Genomic DNA, 25,086 nt, shown 5'->3' with positions numbered 1-25,086 from the left:
CCCGCCGCGTACCACGGCGGGAACTAGGCTTCGACCACTACCGGCACGATCATGGGACGGCGCCGCAGGCGGCGGTTGACCCACGTGCCCACGACCCGCCGGACCACCTGCTGCAGCTGGTAGGTGGTGTGGTCGGTGTTGGAGCGCACCGCCTCTTCCAGGGCGGCACTGATCTTGGGGATGATCTCGTCGAAGACCGCGTCACCCTCGGCAAAGCCGCGGGCGTGGATCTCGGGGCCGGAGACGATGGTGCCGGTGCTGCGGTTCACCACGGAAATGATGGAGATGAAGCCTTCCTCGCTGAGGATCCGCCGGTCCTTCAGATCGGTGTCGGTGATCGCTCCGACGCTGGACCCGTCCACGTAGACGAAGCCGCACTCCACTTCCCCGACCACGCGGGCCTTGCCGTCGCGAAGGTCGACCACCGTGCCGTCGTCGGCCAGGATGATGTTCTGCTCGGGGACACCGGTGGCGGCGGCCAGGCGGCCGTTGGCGATGAGGTGCCGCGTCTCGCCGTGCACCGGCATGGCGTTTTTCGGCCGCAGGATGTTGTAGCAGTAGAGCAGTTCCCCGGCGGCGGCGTGCCCGGAGACGTGGATTTTCGCGTTGCCCTTGTGCACGACGTCGGCGCCCAGCCGCATGAGCCCGTTGATCACCCGGAACACGGCGTTTTCGTTGCCGGGAATCAGCGACGAGGCCAGGATGACGGTGTCCCCCTTGCCGATGCGGATCCGGTGGTCGCCGTTGGCCATCCGGGACAGGGCCGCCATGGGCTCGCCCTGGGATCCGGTGGACATCAGCACCACCTTGTTATCCGGCAGGTCGTCGACGTTCTTCAGGTCCACGAGGATGCCCTCGGGTACATGGAGGTAGCCGAGCTTCTCGGCGATCGCCATGTTGCGCACCATGGACCGGCCGACGAAGCAGACGAACCGGTTGTGCGCGGCGGCGGCGTCGAGGACCTGCTGGACGCGGTGGATGTGGGAGGAGAAGGAAGCGACGATGATGCGCTTGTCCACCTTGCCGAACAGTTCCTGCAGCACCGGGCCGATTTCGCGTTCCGCGGTGGTGAACCCGGGGACGTCGGCGTTGGTCGAGTCGGCCATAAACAGGTCCACGCCCTCTTCGCCGAGCCGGGCGAAGGCGCGCAGATCGGTGATCCGGCCGTCCAGGGGCAGCTGGTCCATCTTGAAGTCGCCGGTGTGCAGCACGGTGCCGGCCTCGGTCCGGATGAACACGGCCAGTGCATCGGGGATGGAGTGGTTGACCGCCACGAATTCGCACTCGAACGGGCCGAGCTGCTCGATCTGTCCCTCGGTGACGGTCAGGGAGAACGGCTTGATGCGGTGTTCCTGCAGCTTCGCCTCCACCAGCGCCAGCGTCAGCTGCGAGCCGATCAGCGGGATGTCGTTCTTCAACCGCAGCAGGTACGGCACCGCGCCGATGTGGTCCTCATGTCCGTGGGTGAGCACAACGCCGACCACGTCGTCCAGGCGGTCCTCGATGTAGGAGAAGTCCGGCAGGATGAGGTCGACGCCGGGCTGGGTTTCCTCGGGGAAGAGGACACCGCAGTCCACGATGAGCAGCTTGCCGTCGATTTCGAAGACGGCCATGTTCCGGCCGATTTCCCCGAGGCCGCCCAACGCGACGATCCTCAGGGTTCCTGCCTCCAGCGGCGGCGGGGTCAGCAGGCCGGGTCCGGCGGTTTCGGGGGTTTCGCTCATGATTGCTTACGCCTCGGTCCGGGAGAAGTCCATGCCGGCTTCTGCCAGATCGGTCAGGATGGTTTCCATTTCGACGGCGTCGGGCGCCACCAGCGGCAGCCGGACGGTTGCGGTGGGAATAACCTTCTGCATCGCCAGGATCTGCTTGGTCGAAACGGTGCCGGGAATGTGGGTCATCACTGCACGGACCACCGGATCCAGTTCGAAGTGGATGCGGCGGGCTGTGGCGAAGTCCCCTGCTGCCGCGGCGTCGACCAGGGCACGGAACTGCGCGGTGGCAACGTGCGCGGACACGCTGACGACGCCGACGGCGCCGGCCACCATCCAGGGCAGGGTCAGGCCGTCGTCGCCCGCGTACACGTCAAGGGTGGTGTTGGCCAGGACCCGGGTGATGCCGGCGAAGTCGCCCTTCGCGTCTTTCAGGGCCAGGATCCGGGGGTTCTCCGCCAGCTTGAAGATAGTGGAGGTGCTCAGGGCGATGCCGGCGCGGCCGGGAATGTCGTACACCATGACCGGCAGGTCGGTGGCGGCGGTGACGGCGTCGAAGTGCGCGATCACGCCCGCCTGTGTCGGCTTGTTGTAATACGGGGTAACCACGAGCTGGCCGTCAACGCCGGCACGCTCTGCGCGGCGGGCCATCTCCACGGAGTGGGACGTGTGGTTGGTGCCGGTGCCGGCAATGACCTTGGCGCGGCCGCCGACGGTCTGGGCAACCACGCGGAACAGGTCTTCCTTCTCGCTGTCTTCCAGCGTGGAGGTTTCACCGGTGGTGCCGGAAACCACCAGGCCGTCGCAGCCGTCTTCGACGAGCTTGTTCGCGAGGTAGGCAGTGGCATCGAAGTCCACTTCTCCGTCCTCGGTAAACGGGGTCACCATGGCGGTGACGAGGGTGCCGAAAGGAAGCGTGCTGTTTTGGAAATCCATGGGTAAAACGTTACCCGTTACGCAGCGCAATGGGACAACAAGGCATAGGAAGTGGAAGCCGGCCGAGCTTCAGGGAGGCGACGGCCGCCTGCAATGTCCTGTGAGACGATTCTGTGCATGAACCAACGCCGCCTGACCGGCATCGATGCTGCCCGCGGAATCGCCCTGCTGGGCATGATCGCCACGCACGTGCTGCCGCTCTACAACCAGGAAACCGGCGATCCCAGCCTGACCGGGCTTGTGTTCTCCGGACGTTCCTCGGCCTTGTTCGCGGTGGTTGCCGGCGTCGGGCTGGCGCTGCTGACCGGCGGCAGCGAACCCCATGAGGCGAAGGCAGTGAACCGGGACCGGCGCGGAATTGCCGTGCGGGCACTGATCATCGCCCTGGTCGGCCTGATCCTGGGCGGACTCGAAACCACCATCGCCGTCATCCTCTTCCATTACGCCGTCCTGTTCCTGCTGGCGCTGCCGTTCCTGGGCATGCCGCTGCGCCGGCTGGCCGTCTGGGCCGGGGCCTGGCTGCTGCTGTCCCCGGTGCTTGCCTACGTGGTGCGGGACTGGCTGATCCGGAACCTGTCGCCGTCGGACATCAATGGGAACATCACCTGGGAGGCGTTCCTCTCCCCCGCCGCGCTGGCAGCGGACGTTTTCGTCACGGGGTTCTATCCGGTGCTGCAGTGGCTGAGCTATATCCTGCTGGGGCTGGTGATCGGGCGCCTGGCCCTGACCAGCCTGCCGGTGCAGGTGGGACTGCTCACGGGCGGGGTGTTTGCCGCCGTGACCGCCAAGTTGATCTCCAATTACCTGCTTGGTGAGCTGGGCGGTTTTGATGTCCTCCGGGCCACGGAGTCCGGGCAGCAGTGGCCGCTGGCACGGATGTTGGAGGTCAATCTCAGTTCGGTGGAGCAGACCGGTTCCTGGTGGTGGCTCGCCCTGTCAGGACCGCACTCCAACACCAGCCTGGACATGCTGCACACCGCCGGCGCTGCCGCCGCCGTGCTGGGCGTCTGCCTGCTGCTGACACGTGCCCGGCCTCTCCTCCTGCTGCCCCTGTCCGCGGCAGGCGCCATGACCCTCACCCTTTACAGCCTGCACGTGTGGATAATGACCATGGTGGACCAGCAAAGCCCGCCCCTGGAACCGATGCCGGTGTACTGGATCCAAGTGGCGATCCTGGTGGTGCTGGCCGTACTGTTCCAGCGCATCGACGCACGCGGTCCGCTGGAACTGGTCACCTCGGGTGCCTCCCGGCTGGCCCGCGGCAAGGGCGGCCGGACCTCGGCCCCGGCCCGGCAGAAGCGCTAGGCTCCGGGCTGCTTCCGGGTTCCCGCATAGAGCCTGCCGGCCTGCCGCATGGTGCGCCGGGCGCGGGTACGGTCCCCGGCGGCGTCGTACGCGCAGGACAGCCGGAACCAGCTGCGCCAATCCTCGGGCGCCGCCTCGGTTTCGGCCTTGTACTGAGGGAACTGGGCGTCCGCGGCTTCCCGCACAATCCGCCCCGCAGGCGTCCGCGGGAGGTCATCCACCGGCAGCCGGCCTTCCTCGGCAAGGATCCGGGCCATCTGCTCCGTCCGGTTGCCGAACATCAGTTCGCGGATGAGCGCCCAGGCGCCCACCACGGGCAGCACCAGATAGGCAAGGCCCATCAGCTTGGCCGGAATCTCGTCAGAGGTGAGCAGCAGCCAGCCGCGCTGCCCCGAAACCACCAGATAAAAGAAGAGCAGCAGGGTCACCAGTGCCACGCCGAGCTTGGCGCGGTTGGAGAAAAGGCCGGTGAAGAAAGACAACGTGTTCCTTAGTCGTTCAGGTTGAGGTAGCCGTCAAGTCCGACGGTCAGTCCGGGATGGCCGGCGACCTGCCGCAGGCCCAGCAGGACACCGGGCATGAAGGAGGCGCGGTCGAAGGAATCATGCCGGATGGTCAGCTGCTCGCCGGGACCGCCCAGGAGCACTTCCTGGTGGGCCACCAGCCCGCGCAGCCGCACCGAATGCACGTGCACCCCGTCCACCTCCGCGCCGCGCGCTCCCGGCAGCGCCTTGGTGGTGGCATCCGGAGAGGGAGCCACGCCGGCTTCGGCGCGTGCGGCGGCGACCAGCTGGGCGGTGCGTACGGCCGTTCCCGAGGGGGCGTCCACCTTGTCCGGGTGGTGCAGCTCAATCAGTTCCACCGATTCGAAGTAGCGGGCGGCCTTGGCAGCGAAGGCCGAGGCCAGCACCGAGCCAAGGGCGAAGTTCGGAGCGATGAGCACACCGGTTCCGGGGGACGTTTCCAGCAGGTCCGCCAGGCGGCCGAGCCGTTCGGCATCCCATCCGGTGGTGCCGACGACGGCGTGCATGCCGTGTTCGACGGCGAAGCGGACGTTGGCCTCGGTGCTGTCCGGCACGGTCAGGTCCACCACGTACCGGGCACCGGCCGAGACGAGGGTTTCCAGCGGGTCGGTACGGCCCAGCGCTGCCACCAGTTCCATGTCTTCGGCGGCCTCGACGGCGGCAACGGCCTCGGACCCCATGCGGCCTGCGGCCCCGAGGACCGCTACGGCAAGTTTTTCGCTCATAGGCTCCAGATTACCGGTCAGGGCCGGTCGCTGACGCCCACCCACTCGGTGCTGCCGTCCGTGAAGCCCTGCTCCTTCCAGATGGGCACGTTCGCTTTGACCGCGTCCACGAGCTCGGAGCACGCCGCAAACGCGGTGCCCCGGTGGGCCGAGGCGACGGCCGCCACCAGGGCGGCGTCGCCGATCTCCAGGTCTCCGGTGCGGTGGGACACCCAGATCCGGACGCCGTCGTACTTCGCCGCGATTCGGGCGGCCACCTCACCCAGCACGGACTGTGCCGTGGGGTGGGCGCTGTAGGCGAGGGCGGTGACGGACTTGCCGTCGTCGTGGTTGCGGACGATGCCGCTGAAGAGGACCACCGCGCCGCAGTCCGGCGACCATGCGCCGTGTTCGGCCTCGGCGCTGCTCAGCGGCTCCGCGGAAACCGTGGCACGGACAACTTCGCTAGTGTTCACGCTTTCCCTCCAGCTGGCCGCAGATGTGGCCGATGATCGGTTCCAGTACGGCAAGTCCGTCCGCCACCGCTACCGGGGAACCGGGCAGGTTGACCACGAAGGTGCGGCCGGCGGTGCCGGCGAACCCGCGGCTGATGGCGGCCATCGGCGTCGAGGCCAGCCCCTTGGCGCGGATGGCTTCCATGACTCCGGGAACGTGGCGGTCCAGGAGGGGCTCGGTGGACTCGGGGGTGACGTCGTCCGGACTGAGCCCGGTGCCTCCGCTGGTCAGCAGCACCGAAGGTTCCAGTGCGAGGATGCGCTGCAGCGACGCGGCGACCTCCACGCCGTCGGGCACCACTTCGGCCAGCACAATGTCATAGCCCAGTGCGTAGAGCCAGTCGGCGATCAGCGGGCCGCATTCATCCTGGTAAGTCCCGGCCGCCGCGCGGGTGGAGGCAATCAGGACCCCTGCGGTGCGGCGGGGTGACGGAGTGCTCACAACGCCCAGTCTCCGCTTTTGCCGCCGGACTTGGCCAGCACCATGATGTCGGTGATGCGGGCATGTTTGTCCACGGCCTTGATCATGTCGTACAGCGTCAGCGCGGCCACGGAGGCGGCGGTCAGCGCCTCCATTTCGACGCCGGTGAGTGCCTTGGTCTTCACGGTGGCTTCCACGACGACGTCGCCCTCCCGCGGGGCGAAGTCCACGGTGACCTTCGTCAGGGGCAGCGGATGGCACAGCGGGATGAGGTTGGACGTCTGCTTGGCGGCCATGATGCCGGCAACCCGGGCCACGGCGAGTGCGTCCCCCTTCGGCAGCCCGCCGTCGGCGATCAGGCGAACCACTTCGACGGTGCTGCGCAGCACTGCCTGCGCCGTGGCCTGGCGCGTGGTTTCGGTCTTGGCGGATACGTCCACCATGTGCGCGGAGCCGTCCTCGCGGACGTGGGTCAGTCCCGCGGGGTGGAGGTCTTCGGGTTCGGCGCTCACGGCAGGGTCCTTTCGGGCACGGCGTCCGGGCAGGACACAGTTGCGGTTATTCCAGTAGCAATACTGTCACTTCTGCGCCGGCCTCGAGGTGCTCGGTTCCCACGGGGACGGAGATCAGGGCGTTGGAGGAGGCGAGGGCATGGACCAGGTGGGAGCCGGGTCCGCCCACCGGCTCCACGGTTCCGGCCGTGTACCGGCCGCGGCGCACCTGGTGCTTGCCGGCCGGGCTGCCGAGCGGGGCGGTGAGGCGGGCCGGCACTTCCGCCCGGGGCCGCGGGGCACCGGTGACGGCGCTCAGGGCCGGGCGCAGGAACATCTCGAAGGACACCAGCGAGCTGACCGGGTTGCCGGGGAACCCGAGGAACGGGACGCCGTCCACCGTACCGATGCCCTGCGGGCCGCCCGGCTGCATTGCCACGGACAGGAACGCCACGTCCTGCGCAGCGAGGCCCTGGCGCACCACCTCGTAGGCTCCCTTGCTGATGCCTCCCGAGGTGAGGACCAGATCCGGGGTGTCGGCGGCGACGTCGGCACGGAGCCGGTCGGTGAACTCCTGCGGGGAGTCGGCCAGGATCCGGGACCGGAGCACCTCGGCGCCTGCCTCTTCCAGTGAGCTCCTGAGCAGGGTGGTGTTGGCGTCGTGGATCTGGCCCGGCCCGAGCGGTATGCCCGGTTCAATGACTTCGTCCCCGGTGGTCAGCAGCAGCACCCGCGGCCGTGCCCGGACGGTTACGCGGTCCAGGCCGAGGGCCGCGAGCAGGCCAAGCTGCAGCGGACCCAGCACGGCTCCGGCGGGCAGTGCCGGGGTGCCGGCGGCAATGTCGCTGCCTGCCCTGCGGACGAACTGCCCGGGGGACACATCCGCCGGGACCGCCACGGTGCTGCCGGCCTGCCCGGCGGGCTGGAAATAATCGGGGGTGCATGCCTCGATCGGGACGACGGCGTCGGCACCCTCGGGCAGCATGGCCCCGGTCATGACGGGGGCGGCCGTGCCGGGAAGCAGCGGCGGCGCTGCCGAGCCGGCCGGAATGGGCGCGGCCGTGGCCAGGCGGACCCTGCCGGGATCGGCCGGCTGGTTCCCGGCGGCCAGGTCGGCAACACGGACCGCGTAACCGTCCATCTGCGAGTTCGTGAACGGCGGCAGGTTCCCCGGTGCCCGCACTTCGGCGGCAAGGAGCCGCCCGGCCGCGGCGTTCAGCGCCACGGTCTCGCGGGCGGGCGGATGATCCCGGAACCAGGTCCGCAGGAGGTCCTCCACGGCTTGCCGGTGTGCCGCCACCGTCCGGGGTCCGGCAGTAGCAGCGGATGCCCGTGCCGGGACACCCTGTGGAGCCGGTTCTACCGACATGGTCCTCCTTGGGAGATGGGACGGTGTCGAGGGACGAGAAAAACTCAGCGCACCGTCACCCGAATTGTATGCAGGCCGGTGGCTCCGTCGGGAAGCACAGGCCGTTTTTCTTCCGCCTGCCGCATGCCGTTTGCATCCACGGCCCGGACCGCGATGTCATGCCCGCCCGGTGCCAGCTCCACTGCGATCCGGTACTGCCGCCACGTGTCCGCCGAGATCCCGGGAGCCAGCTCCGCATCCTGCCAGCCGCCGTCGTCCACGCGGACCTGCACGGCGCTGATGCCGGTGTGCTGCGCCCACGCCACGCCGGCCACGGTGACCGTGCCGGCGGAGACCGGTGCACGGCCGGGAACGTCGATGCGGGAGGAGAGCTTGACCGGGCCGCGCTCGCCCCAGCCGCGTTCCGTCCAGTAAGCCGTTTCGTCCGCGAACCGGGTGACCCGCAGCTCGGTGACCCACTTGGTGGCGGACACGTATCCGTACAGTCCGGGTACAACCAGCCGGACGGGGAAACCGTGTTCCAGCGGCAGCGGTTCCCCGTTCATACCCACGGCCAGCAGCGCATCCCGGTCATCCGTCAGTGCTTCCAAAGGGGTGGAAGCACTCCACCCGTCCCGGCTTGTGGAGAGCACCATGTCCGCGCCCGGCTGCACGCCTGCCCGGGCCAGCACTTCCCTGACGGGCATTCCCAGCCACCGGGCGTTGCCGATCAGGTTTCCGCCCACCTCGTTGGAAACGCAGGCGAGGGTGACGTAGCTTTCCTGCAGCGACGCAGCGAGGAGTTCCGCGTAGTCCAGTTCCACTTCACGGTCCACCATGCCGGTGACCCGCAGCCGCCAATCCGCCGGGTCGATCAGCGGCACCCTCAGGGCCGTGTCGATCCGGTAAAAATCGGCAGCGGGTGTCACCAGCGGCGCCAGGCCGTCGACGGCGAGCTCGGCTCCGGCGGGTATCGCTGCCGCACGCCGGGACGGTACCGGCAGCCGGACCGTTTCGCGCAGGGCCGTGACGCCCACCTGTCCCCCGCGGGCTATGCCGGCCAGCGCGGCACCGAGCAGGGCCACCATCGCTCCCCCGCCCACCGAGGTTATTACGGTACGGCGGCGCACCACGGCGTCGTCGATCGTCTGCGCCGCGGCCAGGTTCCGGATCCGCGCCGTGAGCGCCCGCAGGACCAGGACGGCGACGACGCCGGCGGCCAGCGGCGGCAGGAGGGCCAGCAGCGAAAACTGCTGCCGGGTAAGGACGGCGGCCAGGCCGGCTGCCCCGAAGAGGCCCAGGACCGCCGCGCCCGTCGGCGGACGGCGCAGCTCCAGGACACCCGCAGCGGCGGCGGCAAAAGCGATGACCAAGCCCATGCCCACCAGCAGCGCGGCCTTGTCCGCCGTCCCGAAGAGGCTGATTGCGGCGTCTTTGACCGGGCCGGGAACTAAGTCGATGACCACCGATCCGACGGCGGACACAGGGGAAAGCGACGGGCTGGCAATGGCGGCAAGCAGCTCACCGGCAGCCACGCCCAGTCCGGCGGCGACCAGTCCCGCGACCGCCGACCACCGCCGGTTGGCCCGCTCCGGACCTCCGGCGGAGCCCCGGGTGCGCCGTTCACGGGTGCTCATCGCGGCAGCAGCCGTCCGGTGGCGATCCGGGCCAGCAGCAGCACCAGCAGGTACAGGGCAATAAGCATCAGGCAGATGCCCAGGGCCGCCTGCGGCTGGTTGGAGTTCAGGCTCAGTTCGATCTGCAGCGGCAGGGTCCGGGTGCTCCCCTCGATGCTCCCCGCGAAGGTGATGGTGGCCCCGTATTCGCCCAGCGACCGGGCGAAGGCCAGCAACGTGCCCGCCACGATGCCTGGCAGCGCCAGGGGCAAGGTGATGTGGCGCAGGATCGCGGTGGGACCTGCCCCGGACGTGGCGGCGGCCATTTCCAGGTCCCGGTCCACGGCGGACAGGCTGTTCAGCGACGCGACCACGAAGAAGGGCAGGGAAACAAACACTTGGACAATAACGACGGCGGCCGGCGAGTACCCCACGTCCAGTCCCACGGTGCCGAGCAGCTTTCCCGCAATCCCCTGCCGGCCCCAGAAATACAGCAGGGCGATGCCGGAGACAACCGGTGAGAGCACCAGCGGGATCAGCAGGATTCCGCGCATCAACTGGATCCACGGGCCCTCCAGTTTGCTGAGCAGCACGGCCAGCGGCAACCCCAGCAGGACGCAGAGAAGCGTGGAGCCGGCCGAGGTGGCAAGGGAGAGGCCTAATGCCGTGCGGGCCGCGTCTGAGCCGAGCAGTTCCGGCAGCGACGTCCAGGGGACGTTGAGCAGCAGCGCCGCGACGGGTCCGGCGCACAGGAGCAGGGCGATGCCGGCCGGCAGCCACAGCCAGGCGGGCGTCGTGGCTCGTGCCTCCCGGCTCATGGCGGACGCCGAGCCGGGCGCCGCTTCGAATTCCCGCGTCCTAAGGGGCATCGCTGCTCCCCGGGTCCGCCGGACCGAACCCCGCCTCGGCAAGGATGCCTGCCGCTTCGGGGCCGATAAGCCACTCGTAGAATGCTGCCGCGTCGGGGTTGCCGGCTCCTTCGGCGGTCAGTCCCGCCGGATACCGGTTAGGGGCGGGATCCTCCAGCGGCAGGTAGGTCACGCCGGACCCGGCTGCGGCCAGGGCATCGGTCCGGTAGACAAACCCGGCATCTGCCTGGCCACTGGTTACCTTGGTCAGCACCGAACGGACGCTGTCCTCCAGGCTCGGTGCGGGAACGGCGACACCGGCTGCTTCGAGGACCCGCGATGTTGCCCGCCCGCACGGAACGGAGGGTGCGCACAGGGCTGCCCGAACGCCGTCGCCCGCAACATCGCGTAATACGCGGATCCCGGCGGGGTTGTCCGCGGCCAGGGCCAGCACCAGGTTGTTGCTGGCCAGCACCGTCTCCCGGTCCAGTCCGTTCCGCAGGGGTTCGAGTGCCTCGAGGTCGGCTGTAATCACAACGTCCGCTTCCGCGCCGGACTGCAGCTGCGCCACGAGCTGGCTGCTGGAGCCGATGTTGACGCGCAGGCGCCCGCCGCCGTCGTAAGCCGCATTCAGCTGCTCAACCACGTCCGTGAGCGAGGAAGCCGCAAAGACCGTGATGCCGGTTCCGCTGCGGTCGGCGGCGCCGGTGGTGTCCGCGGAGGTGCATGCGGCTGCGGAAGCGGCTAGAACCATCACGGCGCACGCTGCCAAAGTCCGGCGGCCCCGGGGAACAAAGCGCATTTATAGAGCCTAACTGTCAAAAGGCGTAACCTCGAGGAATGGGAACACAGCTGGGAATGCCTGCAGTACGCCCTTCCCCCAGTACACCAGAAATCAGCCCGCCCGAAGCCGCGGCACCGGGCAGCGGTTCTACCGCTGCCGTCTCGGCGCTGCCCTCCCCCGCGTCTGCCCTGGCGCTTTCCCCGGCAGACGGTCTGCTGGACCGGCACGGCCGCCGCGCCACGGACATGCGGCTGTCGCTGACGGACAAATGCAACCTGCGCTGCACGTACTGCATGCCCGCCGAAGGGCTCAACTGGCTGGCCCGGGACAAAGTACTTGCCCGGGACGAAATCGTCCGCCTCGTCCGCCTCGGCGTCGACCGGCTGGGTGTGCGCGAGCTGCGGCTGACCGGCGGTGAACCGCTGGTCCGTGCGGACCTGGTGGACATTGTTGCCGGTATCCGTGCCAACCACCCGGAACTGCCGATTTCCCTGACCACCAACGGGCTCGGCCTGGACAAGAAAGCCCAGGCACTGAAGGACGCCGGCCTGACCCGCATCAACGTGTCCCTGGATTCCCTCCACCCGGACACCTTTGCCCAGCTCACCCGCCGCCCCTTCCTGGACCGGGTGCTGCACGGGGTGGAGGAAGCCGCCCGGGTGGGCCTGGGCCTGGTCAAGATCAACGCCGTGCTGATGCGGGGAATCAACGACGCCGAGGCGCCGGACCTGCTGGAGTGGGCGGTCAACCGCGGCTTCGAACTGCGTTTCATTGAGCAGATGCCCCTGGATGCGGACCACGGCTGGACGCGGGACGGAATGATCACCGCCGCCGAGATGCGGTCCCTGCTGGAACGGGACTTCGTCCTGACCCCCGATCCCCGGGAGCGCAACGGCGCACCGGCGCAGCGCTGGGAGGTCCGCCGGCACGCGGACCCGGCAACGGTTGTCGGGACCGTCGGCATCATTGCTTCCGTCACCGAACCTTTCTGCGCAGAGTGCGTCCGGACCCGGATCACCGCCGAGGGCAAGGTCCGCAGCTGCCTGTTTTCCCACGACGAGACGGACCTGCTGGCGCTGCTGCGCAGCGGTGTGGACGACGACGCCGTCGTCCGCCGCTGGCAGGAAGCCATGTGGGGCAAGCCCAAGGCACACGGCATGGGCCATACCGGGCTCGGCGACTCCGACTATGTCCAGCCCGAACGAACCATGAGCGCGATAGGCGGCTAAGTGCTGATCAGATACTTCGGCGCTGCGAAGGCAGCAGCCGGCACGGAAGAAGAACACCTGGATGAAGGGCCGCTGACGCTGGCCGAGCTGGCGGAAAAACTTGCCGCCCGGTACCCGTCACCCGGCGCAGGCGTCCCGGCGCTCGGTACGGTGATTGCCCGCAGTACGTTCCTGGTCAACGAAACGGCGGCCCGGAACCCGGACCTGCTGCTGCAGCCGGGAGACGTTGTGGACATCCTCCCGCCCTTCGCGGGCGGATAGACGCAGGAGCCCGGCGATCAAACGGCAAAGGCACACCCGGGACGCGGTCCGCGCCGGGTGTGCCTTTTGCAAAGAGGTTAGAAGCCCAGTTCCGCCGCGGATTCGAACGGACCCACCACGGTGATGGTGCGGGGGGCTGCGGCCAGTTCTACGGCCAGCTCCTGGACCTGTTCTGCCGTGACTGAATGGATCCGGCGCAGGGACTCATCGATGTCGATGAACTCGCCGCTGACCAGCTCCGCCCGGCCCAGGCGGGACATCCGCGAGCCGGAGTCCTCCAGGCCCAGCACCATGCCGCCGGAGATCTGGCCCAGGGCCTTGGCCAGTTCGGCGGGCTCGACGCCGCCGGCGGCCAGCCGCTCGAGCTCACTGCCGAGCAGGTCGATGACCTGGCGGGTCTTGGCGGGCGAGCAGCCTGCATACATACCGAAGTAGCCGGCGTCGGCGTACGACGCCGAGAAAGAGTAGGTGGAGTACACCAGTCCGCGCTTCTCGCGGATCTCCTGGAAGAGGCGGGAGGACATGCCGCCTCCGAGGATGGTGTTCAGCACGCTCATGGCAAAGCGGCGGTCATCCGTTGCGGTCAGCGAAGGGCAGCCCATCACGATGTTGGCCTGCTCCACCGGACGGTTGATGACGTGGACTCCGGCGGTGCCGGAGATCGACGCCGGCGCGGTGTCCCGGCGCGGCGCAGGCGTTGCCGCCGGGTCCAGTTCCCAGCCGGCGGTCTGCAGCGCCTGCAGCACGAGTGCGCAGACCTGCTCGTGGTCCAGTCCCCCGGCAGCGGTGACTACCAGTTCCTCCGGACGGTAGTACCGCCGGTAGTGGTCAAGGACCGCTTCGCGGGACACGCTCCGGATGGCGTCGGGAGTGCCGCCGATGGGACGGCCGAGGGCATGGTCGCCGAGGACGGCTTCGGAAAACTTTTCGTGGCAGAGATCGGCCGGATCGTCATTGTCCATGGCGATCTCTTCGAGGATGACGTCGCGTTCCTGTTCCAGTTCCTCAGGATCCAGGACGGCGGACGTAACCATGTCGGTGATGACGTCAATGGCCATCGGAAGATCAGTATCCAGCACCCGAGCGTAGTAGCAGGTGCTTTCCTTGGCGGTGGCCGCATTGGACTCGCCGCCCACCTCGTCAAACGCCGAGGCGATGTCCAGCGCCGAACGGCGGCTGGTGCCCTTGAACAGCAGGTGTTCAAGGAAGTGTGTGGAGCCGTGCCGGCCCGCGGCTTCATCCCGCGAGCCGACACCAACCCAGAATCCGATGGCCGTGCTGCGCTGGCCCGGCATTTCCTCCGTCAGGACCCGGACGCCGCCGGGCAGTACCGAACGGCGCACGACGGCGCCTCCCGGAGTTCCGACCACAAGGGTCGGGTCGGAGGAAAGAGTGGTCAGCGGAAGCTGGACAACCGTCCCGTGCCCCTTCGGTGAGGAAGGGGACACGGGACGGTTTCCATCGGAGTAGTCCGGCATTTACTCTGCAGACTCGGTTTCTGCTGCTTCTTCGCCTTCGGCGTCTTCAGCAACCACCGGGGAGAGCGAAAGCTTTCCGCGGTCATCGATCTTGGTGATTTCCACCTGGACCTTCTGGCCCACGGAGACGACGTCGTCGACGTTGTCCACGCGCTTGCCGCCGGCGAGCTTACGCAGCTCGGAGATGTGCAGCAGGCCGTCCTTGCCCGGGGTCAGGGAGACAAAAGCACCGAACGTGGTGGTCTTGACTACCGTGCCGAGGTAACGCTCGCCGATCTCGGGGACCTGCGGGTTGGCGATCGCGTTGATCGCCGAGCGGGCAGCCTCGGCGGAGCCGCCGTCGGTTGCGCCGATGAGGACGGTGCCGTCATCTTCGATGGAGATGTCAGCGCCGGTGTCCTCCTGGATCTGGTTGATCATCTTGCCCTTCGGGCCGATGACCTCGCCGATCTTGTCCACGGGGATCTTGACCGAGATGATGCGCGGGGCGAACTCGGAGAGCTCGTCCGGTGCGTCGATCGCGGCCTGCATCACGTCGAGGATGTGCAGGCGGGCTTCGCGGGCCTGCTTCAGTGCTGCTGCCAGCACGGAGGCGGGGATACCGTCGAGCTTGGTGTCCAGCTGGATGGCCGTGACGAACTCGGAGGTACCGGCAACCTTGAAGTCCATGTCGCCGAAAGCATCTTCGGCGCCGAGGATATCGGTCAGGGCTGCGTAGCGGGTTTCGCCGTCAACCTGGTCGGAGACCAGGCCCATGGCGATGCCTGCCACCGGAGCGCGCAGCGGAACACCGGCGTTGAGCATGGACAGCGTCGAGGCGCAGACCGAACCCATGGAGGTGGAACCGTTGGAGCTCAGGGCTTCGGAGACCTGGCGGATGGCGTACGGGAATTCTTCACGCGTGGGCAGCACCGGCATCAGGGCGCGCTCTGCAAGTGCACCGTGGCCGATTTCGCGGCGCTTGGGCGAACCCACGCGGCCGGTCTCACCGGTGGAGTACGGCGGGAAGTTGTAGTTGTGCATGTAGCGCTTGCGCGTTACCGGCGACAGCGAGTCGATCTGCTGTTCCATCTTCAGCATGTTCAGCGTGGTGACACCCATGATCTGGGTTTCGCCGCGCTCGAAGATGGCCGAACCGTGTACGCGGGGCAGGACCTCGACCTCGGCGGTGAGCTGGCGGATGTCCGTCAGGCCGCGGCCGTCGATGCGGACCTGCTCCTTGAGGATGCGCTGGCGCACAACCTGCTTGGTGACGGAGCGGAAAGCAGCGGAAACTTCGCCTTCGCGGCCTTCGAACTTCTCAGCCAGTGCGGCCTTGACTTCGTCCTTGAGCTCGTCGGCAGCGGCGTCGCGCTCCTGCTTGTCGGCGATCGAGAAGACCTTGGCCAGCTTCTCGCCGGCAGCGGCTTCAACGGCCTCGTACACGTCGTCCTGGTAATCCAGGAAGATCGGGAACTCGACGGTGGGCTTGGCTGCGCGGGCAGCCAGGTCCGACTGGGCGTCGCACAGGACCTTGATGAACGGCTTCGCCGCTTCCAGGCCTTCTGCAACAACCTCTTCGGTCGGGGCGGTGGCGCCCTCTTCCTTGATGAGGTTCCAGGCGTTGTCGGTGGCTTCGGCTTCCACCATCATGATGGCGACGTCGTCACCGGCAATGCGGCCGGCAACCACCATGGAGAACACGGCGCGCTCCAGCTCGGAGTGCTTCGGGAACGCAACCCACTGGCCGTCGACCAGGGCAACGCGGACGCCGCCGATCGGGCCGGAGAACGGCAGGCCGCTCAGCTGGGTGGACATGGAGGAAGCGTTGATCGCAACCACGTCGTAGAGAACGTCCGGGTTGATCGCCAGGACGGTGACCACAATCTGGACCTCGTTGCGCAGGCCCTTGACGAACGCGGGGCGCAGCGGGCGGTCCATCAGGCGGCAGGCCAGGATGGCTTCGGTGGACGGACGGCCTTCGCGGCGGAAGAACGAGCCCGGGATGCGGCCGGCAGCGTACATACGCTCCTCGACGTCCACGGTCAGCGGGAAGAAGTCGAAACCTTCACGCGGGGACTTGCCGGCGGACGTGGCCGAGAGCAGGGCGGTGTCTTCGTCAATGTAGACCATCGCCGAACCGGCTGCCTGCTGGGCAAGGCGGCCGGTTTCGAACCGGATGACGCGCTTGCCGTACTTGCCGTTGTCAATAACGGCTTCTGAGAACTGAATTTCGGGACCCTCCATATGAGAGTCACCTCCGTTTCTTCTGTGGGCGGAGGCACCCAGCACCGTATCGAACTTCTTTCCGCGCGGCACGGGCCGCACGTTCAACACCCGGTCTTCGATCGAGGTCCTCGGGCAGATTCTCCCGGAGACCACTACCGAGGACCGCGAATGCTGCGATGCTGGCTGACTCCTGTGATGTGTGCTTCTTTACTGCTTTACTTCTGTGGTTCTTTTACTGCATAACTACCTTCGCCGGCCCCCTATTGGTGGAGACCGAAATCAGACAGGTGCGCTTCCGGCTTTCCCGGTGTCCATGCCTGCCTGCGCAAAAGGCGGCTCCCCGTGCAGTGCACAGGTGCCGCCTTTCACAAAGACTATCGACGCAGGCCGAGGCGCTCAATGAGCGTACGGTAGCGGGCGATGTCGGTCTCGCGCAGGTAGGTCAGCATGCGACGACGACGACCAACCAGGGCCATCAGGCCGCGGCGGGTGTGGTGGTCATGCTTGTGGGTCTTCAGGTGCTCGGTCAGGTCGAGGATGCGCCGTGAAAGCACAGCCACCTGAACCTCGGGGGAACCGGTGTCCCCTTCAGCGCGAGCGAATTCCCGAATGATTTCCTGCTTGACGGCGGGATCGAGTGCCAATGTAACTCCTAGAGTTGTGCCGTGAGGCCCGAGTCAGCACTTCGCTGCCGGGAATCTTTCTGCCCTGGGGCGTCAGCCCCGGAACATAAAGAAATTCAGCCGCCACGGACCGCAGCCGAATTTGAAACCAGTTTACCTGCCCGTGCCGCTTTCTGTCGAAAGGACCTCGCGGGTGCGTTCGACGTCGAGGCGCATCTGGGCGACCAGCGCCTCGGGGCCGGTGTACGCCACCATGCCACGGAGCCGGTCCACGAATTCCACCACCACGTGCTGGCCGTACAGGTTGAAATCCTCGATTTCTTCGGCGGGCCGGTCGATGACATGTGCTTCCACCTGGCGGCTCACGCCCTCGAAGGTGGGGTTGGAACCCACCGACACGGCGGCGGGCCACCGGGCGCCGACCTCGTCCACCAGCCAGCCGGCGTAGATCCCGTCGGCGGGGATGAGGCCTGAGGACTCCGGGGCGAGGTTCGCGGTGGGGAAACCGAGTTCGCGGCCGCGTGCCGCCCCGTGCACCACTTCGCCGCGCATCCGGTGGGTACGTCCGAGCAGGCGGGCAGCGGTGCGGACATCACCTTCCCGCAGTGCTTCGCGGATCCAGGTGGAGGAACAGCGCCGGCCGGAGTCCGGGCCGTCCGGGAGTGCGCCGAAATCCTCCACCGCTTCCACGGCGAACCCGAGCTCGCGGCCGAGTTCGCGCATGGTGTCCAGGTCTCCGGCGTTGCCCCGTCCGAAGCGGACGTCGTGGCCGATGACGACTGTCTTGACGTGGAGCGCCTCAACCAGGACCGTGCGGACAAATTCCTCTGCGGTCAGGGAAGCCAGCTCCAGCGTGTAATGCATCATCAGCAGGCCGTCCAGCCCGGTGTCGGCCAGCGCCTGCACGCGGTCCACGAGGCCCATGATCAGTTCCGGTGCGCTCTGGGGCCGGTGCACCTGCGCCGGGTGGGGATCAAAGGAGATGGCGACGGCGGCCGCATCCTGGGCACGCGCCACCTTGACCAGGCGGTTGAGCACATGCTGGTGGCCCAGATGCACGCCGTCAAAGTTGCCGATGGTGATTACTGTCGGACCAATGTCGGCAGGTATTTCCGCCAGGTCATTCCAGTAGTACACGCAGGCTCCTTAGCAGCATTTTCCAGCGCCGGTCGAACGGCTGGTCCAGGTTTCCGGGCGGCTTTCGCCGCGCCGGGACCTATCCATTATGTCCGATCTGCGCCGCTTACCGGGAACCGCCCGCAATCCCGGTATCTCCCCCGGCCTGCTGGCTGTACTCGCGGCGCAGGTCGGATGTCTTGGCGATGAACCGGTGCCAGACCAGCAGCGCCGGCGGGAAGGCCAGCTCAACGATCATCAGCACAATGAACGTGAAGTGCGGGGTTCCGGAGAAGGCCCAGGAAAGCACACGGCCAATGCCGCCCAGGAACACCATCAGGCAGACGAGCCAGAGCATGTTCGCCCACTGGAACTTCACGGCAATGGCCACGAATGCCGCGCCCACGCCCACCATCATGGCGGCGAAGAACCGGTACTGGCTTTCCAGGGTGGGATTGACCTCTCCCCCGGCACCGTCCGGCAGGCCGGCCGTGCCGGTAATGAGGTTGTAAAGGCCGAAGCCGGCTACCAGGATGCCCACACCGATGACGACGGCGCGGAAGACGCCCCAGTCGTCACTGCTCTTATAGGGCTTGGCCGGCTTCGGCTGCTTTCCTGCCCTGCCGGGCCTGCCGGCGGACGGCTTGCCGGACTGCGTCCGGCGGGTCGGGGAATCCGACCCGCCCGGCGCCGATGTCCCCGGCGCCTTCGGTGCCTGGCTTCCCGGCCCGTCCGTGCCCGAAGGGCTGTTCCTATCGCCCGGTGTCGGCGCTGCGTTGCTCATGGCTCCCCTTTGACGGAGTTGGAACTGAAGTTGTTCCTGCCATCGTCTCACGCACCCGCGCCGAACAGGTAAGCATACTTATTTCAGCGGCGCGCGTCTGCGCGGTGCCGGTAAAGCCACCACAACCCGACGATCGGCAGGATCAACGGCACATACCCGTACCCGCTGCCGAAGCCGGACCAGACGGTGTCGTCGGGCAGCGCGGCGGGGTCGATCAGGCCGAAGATTCCGACAGCGAGCACACCGACCATTTCCACTCCCACTGCCGCCACGGAAATCCGGTAAGCGGTGGCGCCGGAGCGCGCCAGGCCGACGGTGGCCACGATGTAGACCACGGCGGCGAAGGCGGACAGCAGGTAGGCCACGGGCGCGTGCTCGAACTTGGTGAGGATCTGGAACGCAGCGCGGGCCGACGCCGCCAACGCGAAAATCGCGTAAACGGCTACCAGCAGCCGGCCGGGCCCTGCATTGCGGGCCGCGGGAGCGGAGCTGTCCGCCGATTCGGCGTCGTCGGGATTAGTACTGCGGTTCATAGAAGTGTTGCTCCGTCCCAGATCTGTTCCATCCGGAACAGCATGACAAATACGGTGATTCCCACGGCGGAAAGCACGATGTTGCTCCAGCGGCTCCGGTCCAGGAGCGACCACCAGACCGCACCGACCGGAATGACCAGCGCGGTCAGCAGATAGCCCCAGAACTCCCAGGCTTCTCCGGCGATGCCCTCCCCGCCGGCGAGGCGGATCAGGGAAGCGGCGCCGTAGACCAGCAGGAAGAGTTCGACGGCGGCCGCAGACAGGATGGTGAGGTCGTTTGGTCCCTGCTTCAGGACGGCGGCACCGATGCACAGCACCACGGACACCAGGCAGACGAGGGAACCGACCAGGAACAGCGGATCCATTTACGCCTTCTCGTTTCCGGGTGTGAAGACCAGCAGTGCCTTTGCCTGCTCGCCCTTGTCCTCGAGCAGTCCCACCACCCGGCCGTCCGGATCGATGGCCGCGACGGGTCCCGGCTGGCCGTTGCCGGTGGCGCCGATCCGGCGGCCGTGCGAGAGGTCCTCGGCTTCGGACGCGGACAGGCTGCGGACCGGGAAGAGGTCGGCGGCGGCGTCGTCGAGGTCCAGGACCCGCAGGTCCTCTGCCAGTTCCTCGAGGGTGGAGGCCTGTTCCAGGCTGAACGGTCCCACGCAGGTGCGGCGCAGGGCGGTCAGGTGCCCGCCGACGCCGAGTGCGGCACCGAGGTCACGGGCCAGGGCGCGGATGTAGGTGCCGGAGGAGCAGTCGACGGTGACGTCGACGTCGCGCAGCCGCCCGCCGTTCTCGCGCCGGATGGCATGGACCTCGAACCGGGAGACGGTAACCGGCCGCGCGGGCAGGTTCACTTCCCCGCCGGCGCGGACCTTCGCGTAGGAACGTTCGCCGTTGACCTTGATCGCGCTGACGCTGCTGGGGACCTGCTGGATGTCGCCGGTCAGGTTCGCCACCGCAGCCCGGATTTCCTCGTCCGTCACGGCGGCGGCAATGGTTTCCGCGGTGACTTCACCCTCGGCGTCGTCCGTGACGGTCGCCTGTCCGAGCCGGATGGTGGCCTCGTAGGTCTTGGTGGTGCCGACAATGTAGGTCAGCAGGCGGGTCGCCTTGTTGATGCCGACCACCAGCACGCCGGTGGCCATCGGATCCAGGGTGCCTGCGTGTCCGACCTTCCGGGTGCCTGCCAGCCTCCGCAGGCGTCCGACCACGTCGTGGCTCGTCCATCCCTGCGGCTTGTCCACAATAATCAGTCCTGAACGGACCTGCCCTGAATTCACGCCTTTCAGTATATGTTGCGGCACGCGGCGTCCGTTCCGCACCGCTGCCGCCCGCGGGCGGCGATAGCATTCGGATATGGCACAGCTCTCACCGCACGTCCGGAAAGTCCCGCCCAACCAGATCCGTGAAATCACCCAGGCCGCCTGGGCCAAGCCGGACGCGATTGTCCTGAGTATCGGCGAGCCCGGTTTCCCCACCCCCGGGCATATCCTCGACGCCGCCCGGGCCACGCTTGACCGGGACGAAACCGGTTACACCCCGAACGCGGGCATCGCTCCCCTGCGCTCCGCCTTCGCCCGGCACGCGGGTGCCGCCTGCGGGAAGGAGATCAGCCCGGAGCGGGTTTTCATTACGTCGGGGGCGCAGCAGGGCCTGCATCTGGCCATGAGCCTGCTCCTGGACGCCGGAGACGAAGTCCTGGTGCCGAACCCCGGATATCCGACGTTCGCGATGACCGCCGAACTCCTGCACGCGGTGCCGGTGGAGTACCCGCTGTATCCGGAGCACGGGTTCCAGCCGAGGATCGAAGACATCGAAGCCCTGCTGACGCCGCGCACCCGGGTGTTGCTGCTGAACTCCCCGTCCAATCCCCTGGGTGCCGTGTTCAGCGGCGAACTGACCCGTTCCCTGGTGGAGCTGGCACGGCGGCACGACCTGTGGATTCTTTCGGACGAGTGCTACGAGGCCTTCACATTCGACGTGCCGCATGTGAGCCCCCTGGCGTTCGACGGCGACGCCGGGGACCGCGTGATCACTTCCCTCACCCTGTCCAAGACCTACGGCCTGACCGGGCTGCGCATCGGCGCACTGGTGCTGCCGGAAGGGCTGGAACCGGTGCTGAGCACGGTCATGGAATCCATCGTGTCCTGCGTGGCCTCCCCGTCGCAGTATGCTGCCCTGGCCGCACTCACCGGACCGCAGGATTACGTGGACATGGCGTCCGCGCATTACCGGGCCAACCGGGATGCTGCCTGCTCCGTCCTTGCCGAAAAGGGCATTCCCTATCTCGAGGCACAGGGGGCCTTCTACCTCTGGGCCGATCTGTCCGCCGCAACCGGCGGAAACGTCCGGGACTGGACCCTGCGCTTCCTGGAAGAGGAGTCGGTGGCGGTGGCCCCGGGCACCGCTTTCGGCTCCATTGGGGAGGGCTGGATCCGGATTGCACTGTGCGGGGACCGCGATGAGCTGCTGGAAGGCGTCAGCCGGCTGCCGGCCCCGGGATCGGCCTAGGCCGCCTTTGGCCCGCGTCTGGGCGGCCCCGCAGCCAATACCCGCCGTCTCGGTTTACGGCGGTATTCCCGGGGCCTAGGCTGTGAGCCCTTCAGCGGGGGAACCGCGGGGCGGGTGCGTGCTGGAGCAGTCTTTCACTGCAACGCATCCTGCCGAGGAGAACGTCGTGAAAAAGTCACCCGCTTTAGTTGTCCCTGCCCTGACCGCCCTCCTGCGGCGGGGCTCCCCCGGCGCCGGCTCCCGCCTCCGGGCACCCGTGTCCGACGTCCCGCCGCCCGGCGCACGACCGCGGGCATCCATACGGAGAATCCTCACCGCCGCGGTCTGTGCCGCCGCGCTGGTTAGCCCCTCCGGGATTGCCGGTGCCGCCGACGGACAGTCGGGCAGGTCCAGCGAACGTTCCTGGTGGGACGAGGACCGGTCCGCCACCGAACGGGCCAATGCACTCCTGCCACAGATGTCGCTGGAGGAAAAAGTGGACATGCTCCACGGCGAGCTAAACAGCAACTACGGCTTTTACAACGCACCGATCGAGCGCTTGGGGATTCCGGCCCTCACCATGACCGACGGCCGAAACGGCGTTCGCCAGGCCAACAACATCAACAACAACGGGCTATCCACGCTGCTGCCCTCCGCCATCAGCGTGGCTGCCTCCTGGGACCGGAACGTTTCGGAGCGCCATTCCCAGGTGGCCACTGACGAAGCTTTCCGGAACGGACTGAACGTGCTGTTGGCACCCTCAATGAACATTGCCCGGGTGCCGCAGAACGGTCGGAACTTTGAGTCCTTCGGTGAGGATCCGCTGCTGCAGGGAATTATGGGCTCCGCCTATTCCGAGACCACGCAGGACTACGGCGGGGTGATTTCAAACCAGCAGAATGTAGCGGCGTACACCCAGGAAACCAACCGCCTGCAGGGCCTGAACAACGTGATGGACGAACGGACGCTGCAGGAGATTTACACCCGTCCCTTTGCCATCGCGATTGAAGGGTCCCATCCGGGGTCGGTGATGTGCGGCTTCAACCAGGTCAACGGGGAACAGTCCTGCGACAGCGGGTACCTGCTGAACGAAATTCTCAAGACCCAGCTGGAGTTTGAGGGCTGGGTGCTGACCGATTACGGCGCCCGGACCACCACCCTGGGCATCAACAACGGGCTGGACCAGCTGCAGCCGGGCAACTTCACCCCGGTGGCGGGCGAGCCCGGCACGTGCCTGTTCTGCCAACCCCTGATCGACGCCGTCAACGCCGGGGACGTTCCGATCGAGCGGATCAACGACGCCGTCCGGCGCATCCTCCGTCCCATGTTCGCCCTGGGGCTCTTCGACCGCAGCTACGAGGGCCTGCCGATCGCCTTCGACGCCCATAACGCGGAGTCCGCCGAGCTCGCCGAGGAGGGCATGGTCCTGCTGAAGAACGACGACGAGCTGTTGCCGTTCAACGCAGACGAGCTGGATTCAATTGCGGTCATCGGTACGGATGCCGACGTCGTTGTCCAAGGAGGCGGGAGCGCGTACATCGCAAACCCCGCGGAGGAGACTTCGGCGCTGCAAGGGATCCGGAACCGGCTGGCAGGCACCGGCACGGAGGTGGCCTTTGTACCCGGCACGGATCCGGTGACCTCCGTGGCCGCACTGCCCGGCGCCCAGCCGATTCCGTCGTCGTTCCTTACTCCCGTGGACGGAACGCCGGGAACCGGGCTGAGCGCCCAGTACTTCCTGAACCAGGATTTCTCCGGCACCCCCTACCTCGACCGGGTGGACCCTTATGCCGGGTTGAACGCGGGCTTCCTGACCTTCACCGGGCTGGGCGCTTCCTCACCCAATTTCCCGGCCCAGCCGCAGGCGCTAAACACCAACATGTCCGCCCGCTGGACAGGCACGCTCACTGCCCCGGTCACCGGCACCTACGAACTGCAGGTGGTAACCAACGGGCGGACCATCCTCACCGTCGACGGCAACCAGGTGGTGAACGAAACCGGGTTCTTCACGCCCTCTACGGAAGCTTCCAACCAGACCATTTCAGTGCCGCTGGACTTCACCGCAGGCTCCAACCACTCGGTGGAACTTTCGTACGTGTACGACACGGGTTCCGAATGGAACCAGTCAGCCGCCCAGATCAAGCTCGGCTGGGTGCCGCCGGAAGGCACACCCCTCCCCCAGGCTGTGAACGCGGCCGCTGCAGCTGCTGAAGCGGATGCCGCCGTCGTGATGGTCCGGGATTTCTCCAGTGAAGGCGCGGACCTGCCTGACCTTGCACTGCCGAACCGGCAGGCGGAGCTGATCCGCGCGGTGGGAGCCGCGAACCCCAACACGGTCGTGGTGATGACCACGGGCGCGGCGGTGGAGGTGGTCGACTGGCAGGATGCCGTGGACGGCCTCGTCCAGGCCTGGTACCCGGGCCAGAACCAGGGTACGGCCATCGCCGGCCTGCTCTTCGGCGACACCAATCCGTCCGGCCGCCTGCCGATCACCATGCCCGTCAGCGCTGATCTGACTCCGACCGCCTCGCCCGCCCAGTTCCCCGGTATCGACGGCGTCAACGCGCAGTTCACCGAGGGAATCTTCGAGGGCTACCGCGGCTACCGGCAGTTCGGCCTGCCGTCGGCATACCCCTTCGGCTTTGGACTGAGCTACACGGAGTTCGACTACTCCGATCTCAGGGTCACCTGCGACGCCTCTGCACCCGGCGGCTCGAAATCCGGCAGCTCGGATACCGGCAGCTCGGATTCCGGCACTGCACCGGAGCCGCAGCTCTCCGGCGATGCCGCCCAGGGGCACGGGCACGGGAAGGACCGGTGCAAGGGCAGGCCGCTGGAGGTGTCGGTGCGGCTGACCAACACGGGCGACCGAACCGGCAGTGAAGTAGTGCAGGCCTATGCCGGCCCGCTGCCCGCCCCGGTGGCGACCGCCGAACGTTCGCTGGCGGGCTGGGAGAAAGTCACGCTGGACCCGGGACAGAGCCGGCGCGTCCGGCTTCCCCTGGATATCCAGTCCTTCTCCTACTGGGATATCGCCACGGATCAGTGGGTTACTCCGGCAGGCACTGTGCCGGTCTATGTAGGTTCCTCCGTCGAGGACACCCCGCTGACCACGGAGGTGCGGATCCGGCCGCTCGGCTGAACCCGGCCGGCTTAAACCAAAAGG

The 25,086-nt window shown here is 67.5% G+C and carries 24 protein-coding genes; 5 read left to right on the top strand and 19 right to left on the bottom strand.

Features of this window, described 5'->3' with window-relative positions:
- Positions 1 to 23: 23 nt before the first annotated feature.
- Both NNX38_RS16460 and dapA read right to left on the bottom strand, forming a co-directional pair.
- A complete protein-coding gene (locus NNX38_RS16460) occupies positions 24 to 1,724 on the bottom strand; it encodes a ribonuclease J (RefSeq protein WP_229953148.1) in 1,701 nt (566 codons plus the stop codon).
- A gap of 6 nt (positions 1,725 to 1,730) precedes the next feature.
- Positions 1,731 to 2,648: a 4-hydroxy-tetrahydrodipicolinate synthase gene (gene dapA, locus NNX38_RS16455; protein ID WP_255799010.1), complete on the bottom strand. Its 918-nt coding sequence runs from the start codon at positions 2,646 to 2,648 to the stop codon at positions 1,731 to 1,733.
- Between the two features lie 117 nt (positions 2,649 to 2,765).
- Here dapA and NNX38_RS16450 point away from each other — a divergent pair, with 117 nt between their 5' ends.
- Entirely contained in the window at positions 2,766 to 3,953 is a 1,188-nt protein-coding gene (locus tag NNX38_RS16450; protein ID WP_255799009.1) for a heparan-alpha-glucosaminide N-acetyltransferase domain-containing protein, read from the top strand.
- Here NNX38_RS16450 and NNX38_RS16445 read toward each other — a convergent pair.
- Genes NNX38_RS16445 through modA form a run of 9 tightly spaced genes read right to left on the bottom strand, consistent with a single transcriptional unit; the run spans position 3,950 to position 11,222 of the window.
- The gene (locus NNX38_RS16445; RefSeq protein ID WP_255799008.1) at positions 3,950 to 4,435 is read right to left on the bottom strand and encodes a hypothetical protein; all 486 of its coding nucleotides are present in this window, start codon (positions 4,433 to 4,435) and stop codon (positions 3,950 to 3,952) included. The two genes, NNX38_RS16450 and NNX38_RS16445, sit on opposite strands and share 4 nt — an antisense overlap.
- A gap of 8 nt (positions 4,436 to 4,443) precedes the next feature.
- Positions 4,444 to 5,202: a 4-hydroxy-tetrahydrodipicolinate reductase gene (gene dapB, locus NNX38_RS16440; protein WP_255799007.1), complete on the bottom strand. Its 759-nt coding sequence runs from the start codon at positions 5,200 to 5,202 to the stop codon at positions 4,444 to 4,446.
- A 17-nt stretch (positions 5,203 to 5,219) separates the two neighbouring features.
- The gene (locus NNX38_RS16435) at positions 5,220 to 5,657 is read right to left on the bottom strand and encodes a molybdenum cofactor biosynthesis protein MoaE (RefSeq protein WP_255799006.1); all 438 of its coding nucleotides are present in this window, start codon (positions 5,655 to 5,657) and stop codon (positions 5,220 to 5,222) included.
- Positions 5,647 to 6,138 (bottom strand): MogA/MoaB family molybdenum cofactor biosynthesis protein, encoded by a 492-nt coding sequence (locus NNX38_RS16430; protein WP_255799004.1) that lies wholly within the window; start codon positions 6,136 to 6,138, stop codon positions 5,647 to 5,649. The genes NNX38_RS16435 and NNX38_RS16430 overlap by 11 nt, the downstream gene beginning before the upstream one ends.
- Positions 6,135 to 6,629 (bottom strand): cyclic pyranopterin monophosphate synthase MoaC, encoded by a 495-nt coding sequence (gene moaC, locus NNX38_RS16425; RefSeq protein ID WP_255799003.1) that lies wholly within the window; start codon positions 6,627 to 6,629, stop codon positions 6,135 to 6,137. Before moaC ends, NNX38_RS16430 begins: the two co-directional genes overlap by 4 nt.
- Positions 6,630 to 6,675: 46 nt before the next feature.
- Entirely contained in the window at positions 6,676 to 7,977 is a 1,302-nt protein-coding gene (gene glp, locus NNX38_RS16420) for a gephyrin-like molybdotransferase Glp (protein WP_255799002.1), read from the bottom strand.
- A gap of 44 nt (positions 7,978 to 8,021) precedes the next feature.
- On the bottom strand, positions 8,022 to 9,593 hold the full coding sequence (locus NNX38_RS16415) for a molybdopterin-dependent oxidoreductase (protein ID WP_255799001.1): 1,572 nt from the start codon (positions 9,591 to 9,593) through the stop codon (positions 8,022 to 8,024).
- Complete coding sequence (locus tag NNX38_RS16410; RefSeq protein WP_255799000.1) at positions 9,590 to 10,441, bottom strand: molybdenum ABC transporter permease; 852 nt, start codon at positions 10,439 to 10,441, stop codon at positions 9,590 to 9,592. Before NNX38_RS16410 ends, NNX38_RS16415 begins: the two co-directional genes overlap by 4 nt.
- The gene (gene modA / locus NNX38_RS16405; RefSeq protein ID WP_255798999.1) at positions 10,431 to 11,222 is read right to left on the bottom strand and encodes a molybdate ABC transporter substrate-binding protein; all 792 of its coding nucleotides are present in this window, start codon (positions 11,220 to 11,222) and stop codon (positions 10,431 to 10,433) included. The genes NNX38_RS16410 and modA overlap by 11 nt, the downstream gene beginning before the upstream one ends.
- A 38-nt stretch (positions 11,223 to 11,260) precedes the next feature.
- On the opposite strand from modA, the gene moaA reads away from it, so the two are divergent.
- Both moaA and NNX38_RS16395 read left to right on the top strand, forming a co-directional pair.
- On the top strand, positions 11,261 to 12,433 hold the full coding sequence (moaA, locus tag NNX38_RS16400) for a GTP 3',8-cyclase MoaA (RefSeq protein ID WP_255798998.1): 1,173 nt from the start codon (positions 11,261 to 11,263) through the stop codon (positions 12,431 to 12,433).
- Positions 12,434 to 12,694 carry a MoaD/ThiS family protein gene (locus tag NNX38_RS16395; RefSeq protein WP_255798997.1) on the top strand — a complete coding sequence of 87 codons (261 nt, stop codon included), beginning with the start codon at positions 12,434 to 12,436 and terminating at the stop codon, positions 12,692 to 12,694.
- 77 nt (positions 12,695 to 12,771) lie between these two features.
- Here NNX38_RS16395 and NNX38_RS16390 read toward each other — a convergent pair whose 3' ends face one another.
- The 8 genes from NNX38_RS16390 to truB form a co-directional block, all read right to left on the bottom strand.
- Complete coding sequence (locus NNX38_RS16390; RefSeq protein ID WP_370646496.1) at positions 12,772 to 14,172, bottom strand: M16 family metallopeptidase; 1,401 nt, start codon at positions 14,170 to 14,172, stop codon at positions 12,772 to 12,774.
- Positions 14,173 to 16,398: a polyribonucleotide nucleotidyltransferase gene (locus NNX38_RS16385; RefSeq protein ID WP_255798996.1), complete on the bottom strand. Its 2,226-nt coding sequence runs from the start codon at positions 16,396 to 16,398 to the stop codon at positions 14,173 to 14,175. It abuts the gene before it with no gap.
- A 356-nt stretch (positions 16,399 to 16,754) separates the two neighbouring features.
- On the bottom strand, positions 16,755 to 17,024 hold the full coding sequence (gene rpsO, locus NNX38_RS16380; protein ID WP_229953160.1) for a 30S ribosomal protein S15: 270 nt from the start codon (positions 17,022 to 17,024) through the stop codon (positions 16,755 to 16,757).
- 132 nt (positions 17,025 to 17,156) lie between these two features.
- Entirely contained in the window at positions 17,157 to 18,140 is a 984-nt protein-coding gene (locus tag NNX38_RS16375) for a bifunctional riboflavin kinase/FAD synthetase (RefSeq protein WP_255798995.1), read from the bottom strand.
- Positions 18,141 to 18,246: 106 nt separating this feature from the next.
- Positions 18,247 to 18,903 carry a DUF4345 domain-containing protein gene (locus NNX38_RS16370; protein ID WP_255798994.1) on the bottom strand — a complete coding sequence of 219 codons (657 nt, stop codon included), beginning with the start codon at positions 18,901 to 18,903 and terminating at the stop codon, positions 18,247 to 18,249.
- An 83-nt stretch (positions 18,904 to 18,986) separates the two neighbouring features.
- Entirely contained in the window at positions 18,987 to 19,436 is a 450-nt protein-coding gene (locus NNX38_RS16365; RefSeq protein WP_255798993.1) for a hypothetical protein, read from the bottom strand.
- Complete coding sequence (locus NNX38_RS16360) at positions 19,433 to 19,801, bottom strand: hypothetical protein (protein ID WP_227924482.1); 369 nt, start codon at positions 19,799 to 19,801, stop codon at positions 19,433 to 19,435. The genes NNX38_RS16365 and NNX38_RS16360 overlap by 4 nt, the downstream gene beginning before the upstream one ends.
- Positions 19,802 to 20,710: a tRNA pseudouridine(55) synthase TruB gene (gene truB / locus NNX38_RS16355; protein ID WP_255798992.1), complete on the bottom strand. Its 909-nt coding sequence runs from the start codon at positions 20,708 to 20,710 to the stop codon at positions 19,802 to 19,804.
- Between the two features lie 76 nt (positions 20,711 to 20,786).
- On the opposite strand from truB, the gene NNX38_RS16350 reads away from it, so the two are divergent.
- A complete protein-coding gene (locus NNX38_RS16350) occupies positions 20,787 to 21,941 on the top strand; it encodes a pyridoxal phosphate-dependent aminotransferase (RefSeq protein WP_255798990.1) in 1,155 nt (384 codons plus the stop codon).
- A gap of 166 nt (positions 21,942 to 22,107) precedes the next feature.
- On the top strand, positions 22,108 to 25,062 hold the full coding sequence (locus NNX38_RS16345; RefSeq protein ID WP_255798989.1) for a glycoside hydrolase family 3 C-terminal domain-containing protein: 2,955 nt from the start codon (positions 22,108 to 22,110) through the stop codon (positions 25,060 to 25,062).
- Positions 25,063 to 25,086: the final 24 nt, after the last annotated feature.

The organism is Arthrobacter sp. zg-Y238 (genome assembly GCF_024385525.1).
GTDB lineage: Bacteria > Actinomycetota > Actinomycetes > Actinomycetales > Micrococcaceae > Arthrobacter_B > Arthrobacter_B jinronghuae.
This window is presented reverse-complemented; position numbering and strand designations above follow the sequence as displayed.